Raw genomic sequence first — 4359 nt, 5'->3', positions numbered from 1 at the left:
CGCACGATGGGGGACCGATCCAGGCCATCGGCTACATCAACGACACCCTGAAGCTGGCTCAAGATAACTTGAGGGTTGTTCGACCAGATCTGACGCCACACCTCCTTGGGGAACGCGGTGAAGGCGAGGATGTCGGCGCGGGCTTGTTCGAGGTGGTCAGCGACGGTGGGGAGTTTCTCGGTGAGGGCGTTGACGACGCGGTCGAACTGGGCATGCACTGCTTCGGCGTCGGGCTGGTCATAGATCGAGTGCAGCAGCGCCTTGACCCATCCCCACGAGGACTTCGGGGTCGCACTCATGAGGTTGGCGGCGTAGTGGGTGCGGCAGCGTTGCCAAGCCGTCCCGGGCAGGGTCGCGGCGATCGCGGACACGAGGCCGGCGTGGGCGTCGCTTGTGACGAGCTTGACCGGGCCTGCGCTGGTCAGGCCGCGGGCGGTCAGGTCCCGGAAGAACGCCAGCCAGCCGGCGCCGTCCTCGCTGGTGGTGACCTGCACACCGAGGATCTCGCGGTGCCCGTCGGCGTTGACACCGGTCGCGACCAGCACGTGCACCGGCACCACCCGGCCGCCTTCACGGACCTTGAGCACCAGCGCGTCAGCCGCGACGAACGTGAACGGGCCGGCCTCGCTCAGTCGGCGGGTGCGGAACTGCTCGACGTGCTCGTCGAGGTCCTTGGCCATCACCGAGACCTGGGACTTGGACAGGCCGGTGATGCCCAACGCCTGGACGAGCTTGTCCATCCGGCGGGTGGACACCCCGAGTAGGTAGCAGGTCGCCACCACCGAGGTCAGCGCCCGCTCGGCCCGCTTCCGACGCTCCAGCAGCCACTCCGGGTACAGGCTGCCCTGGCGCAGCTTGGGAACCGCGACATCGAGGGTCCCGACGCGGGTGTCCAACTCGCGGTGGCGGTAGCCGTTGCGGGAGTTGACCCGCTCGCTGGAGCGTTCGCCGTAACCGGCGCCGCACACCGCGTCGGCCTGCGCCGACAGCAGCGCGTTGACGAACGTGGAGAGCAGATCACGCATCAGGTCAGGGCTCGCCTGCGCCAGCTGCTCGTCCAGGAAGCGTGCCGGGTCAATACTTGGTGAAGCGGTCATCGTGGTGTCCTTCTTCGAGTCGGTTGTGAGAGATCACTCGAAGGATCCACCCGGTGGCCGCGCCTACGTTGGAGGCGCGCACTCACTCAGGTCCGTCGTACACCACTCTGCTGGACTCCACTCGCGCTGAACGTGCTTCGTCAACTCCATGACGTCCTCAAGTGGGCTGCCTTCACGTACTCAGCGGCGCCGGACGACGTGCCCACAGCCGCGGCATACGATCCCTCGCTGATTCCTGCCCCACCGCAGGAGGGAGGTCAGCAGCCCCTGTCCACGGCCGAGTTGAACCAGCTCCTTGCGAAATTCGAGGAGAAGGACGCCGCCCTCGCTGCGGCAAAGGAGAGCAGCGCTGCGCTCCAGGCTGAGCTTGAGAAGGTCCGGGCCGCGGTGGCGGCTGCCCAAGCGGCCAAGGCCCACCAGGCCACGCAGTTCGACTGGGACGAGGCGTCAACGCGCGAGCTGTTCATCGACGCCGACCTCTTGGAGGCTGGCTGGTCGTTGACCGACGCGCGCGACCGCGAGTATCCGGTGACAGGAATGCCCAATGCGCAGGGGCAAGGCTTTGTCGACTACGTGCTGTGGGGCGACGACGGGTTGCCGCTCGCCGTGGTCGAGGCCAAGCGGTCTCGCAAGGACCCGGCAGTCGGCCAGCAGCAGGCGAAGCTGTATGCCGACAGCCTGGAAGCAATGACGGGTCGTCGTCCGGTGATCTTCTGGTCCAACGGGTATCAGCATTGGATCTGGGACGACGCAGGGGGCTATCCGCCACGGCGGCTCTCCGGGTTCCTCACCAAGGACGAGTTGGAGTTGATGGTCCAGCGGCGGCAGACACGGCTTCCGCTTAAGGACGCTGTCATCGACAAGTCAATCGTCGAGCGGCACTATCAGACACGGGCAATCCGGGCGGTCGGGGAGTCGTTCGAAGCCAAGCGGCGCGAGGCGCTGCTGGTCATGGCGACCGGCTCGGGCAAGACCCGCACGGTGATCGCGTTGGTGGACCAGCTCATGAAGCGTGGCTGGGTCAAGCGTGTGCTCTTCCTCGCCGACCGGGTGGCGCTCGTCAACCAGGCCGTCGCGGCGTTCAAGGCGCATTTGCCTGCGGCGACGACGATCAACCTCGTGGACGAGAAGGTCCCCGACGGCCGCGTCTTCGTCTCGACGTACCCCACGATGATGGGCCTGATCAACGCGACCGATGCGGTGGGAGGCCGGCGATTCGGGCCGGGCTACTTCGACCTGATCGTCATCGACGAGGCCCACCGATCCGTGTACGCGAAGTACAAGGCAATCTTCGACTGGTTCGATGCGATGCTGGTCGGGCTGACCGCCACTCCCAAGGACGAGATCGACCGCAACACCTACACGCTGTTCAACCTCGAAGCCGGCGTGCCTACGGACGCGTACAGCTTAGACGAGGCCGTTGCCGAGGGGTACCTGGTACCGCCAGTCTCGGTGTCGGTGCCGCTGAAGTTCCTGCGCACAGGGATCCACTACGACCAGCTATCCGAGGCAGAGAAGGACGAGTGGGACTCCCTCGACTGGGGTGAGGACGACCAGGTCCCCACCGACGTCAATCCCGAGGAGCTCAACAAGTGGCTCTTCAACGCCGACACGGTCGACAAGGTGCTCAAGCACCTTATGGAGTCCGGCCACAAGGTCGCCGGTGGCGACCGTCTCGGCAAGACGATCGTCTTCGCCAAGAACAACGCCCACGCCGAGTTCATCCGCGAACGGTTCGACACGGCATACCCGGAGTACGGCGGCCACTTCGCGCGCGTGTTGACCTACAAGACCGAGTACGCGCAGAGCCTCATCGACGACTTCTCCATCAAGGAGAAGGTGCCCCACATCGCCATCAGCGTCGACATGCTCGACACCGGCATCGACGTCCCCGAGGTCGTTAACCTCGTCTTCTTCAAGCTGGTCCGATCGGCCTCGAAGTTCTGGCAGATGATCGGCCGCGGCACCCGGCTGTGCCCCGACCTCTATGGCCCCGGCGAGGACAAGAAGAACTTCTACGTCTTCGACTTCTGCATGAACCTCGAGTACTTCAACCAGCCGGGGGCTGGGTCAGAGGGGTCGGTCCAGAAGTCGTTGGCGCAGCGACTCTTCGAAGCCCGCCTGGCCCTCGTCGCCGGTCTGGATCATGGCGACGGTGGCGCAGAGGTCGGCAGTCTCCGGGACGACACAGCCAAGCACCTTCACCAGGTCGTGGCCAGCATGAACCTCGACAACTTCGTCGTGCGGCCCGAACGCGAGTGGGTCCAGAAGTACGCCGAATGGGAGCCGTGGGCCACCTTGTCCCTGCAGGAGGCCGGAGATGTTGCCGCGCACCTGGCTGGTTTACCTTCCGCCGTCCGTGACGACGACGAGCACGCCAAACGCTTCGACCTGCTGATCCTCAAAATCCAGCTGGCGAAGCTCGACGGGGACCACCTCACCGCTGAGCGCCTTCGGCAACAGGTGCAGCAGATCGCCTCCTCGCTTCTGAACCAGACGGCCATTCCCGCGATCGCCGAGCAGCAGACGCTCCTGGCCGAGGTCGCCGAAGACGAGTGGTGGGTCGACGTCACGCTGCCCATGCTGGAACTCGCCCGGCGGCGGATCCGCGGGCTGGTCCGATTCATCGAGAAGACCACGCGCGCGATCGTGTACACGAACTTCGAGGATGAGATCGGCGACGGGTCGATCGTGGACCTGCCGGGTGTGGCGGTGGGGACGAACTGGGAGCGCTTCAAAGCCAAGGCGCGTGCCTACCTCAAGGACCACGAGGACAACGTGGCCCTGCAGAAGCTCCGGCGTAACAAGCAGTTGACCCACACCGACCTCTCGACGCTTGAGGCGATGCTCGTGGCATCGGGCGCCGGCGGGCCAGAAGACATCGCGAGAGCGACCGAGGAGTCGCAGGGCTTGGGTCTGTTCATCCGGTCCCTCGTGGGCCTGGATCGTGAGGCCGCGACCGAGGCCTTCTCCGAGTTCCTCACCGACTCCCGCTTCAGCGCGGCCGAGATCCGGTTCATCCAGCTCATCGTCGAGCACCTGACCGCCAACGGGGTGATGGAGGCACGTCGCCTCTATGAGGCGCCCTTCACGGATCATGCCCCAACGGGTCCCGACTTCCTCTTCAGTGACAGTGACGTGGACCGACTGGTCGTAGTGCTGGAAAAGGTCCGCGACCACGCATTGTCGGAGAATTAACCGGCTAATCGCAGCGGATTTCTTTCCGGTTCGGCCCTTTTCGTTGTTTGCCTCACATGGCGGT

General features: G+C 65.2%; 2 protein-coding genes. One reads left to right on the top strand and one right to left on the bottom strand.

All coding sequences use genetic code 11. From position 1 onward, the window contains the following. On the bottom strand, nucleotides 1–1097 hold a 1097-nt coding region (locus tag ABD225_RS18245; protein ID WP_344089026.1), incomplete at its 3' end, for an IS256 family transposase. Nucleotides 1098–1229: 132 nt separating this feature from the next. On the opposite strand from ABD225_RS18245, the gene ABD225_RS18240 reads away from it, so the two are divergent. Continuing rightward, the gene (locus ABD225_RS18240) at nucleotides 1230–4295 is read left to right on the top strand and encodes a type I restriction endonuclease subunit R (protein ID WP_344089024.1); all 3066 of its coding nucleotides are present in this window, start codon (nucleotides 1230–1232) and stop codon (nucleotides 4293–4295) included. The last annotated feature ends 64 nt before the right edge of the window (nucleotides 4296–4359 follow it).

This window comes from Nostocoides veronense (genome assembly GCF_039531185.1).
Lineage (GTDB): Bacteria > Actinomycetota > Actinomycetes > Actinomycetales > Dermatophilaceae > Nostocoides_A > Nostocoides_A veronense.
This window is presented reverse-complemented; position numbering and strand designations above follow the sequence as displayed.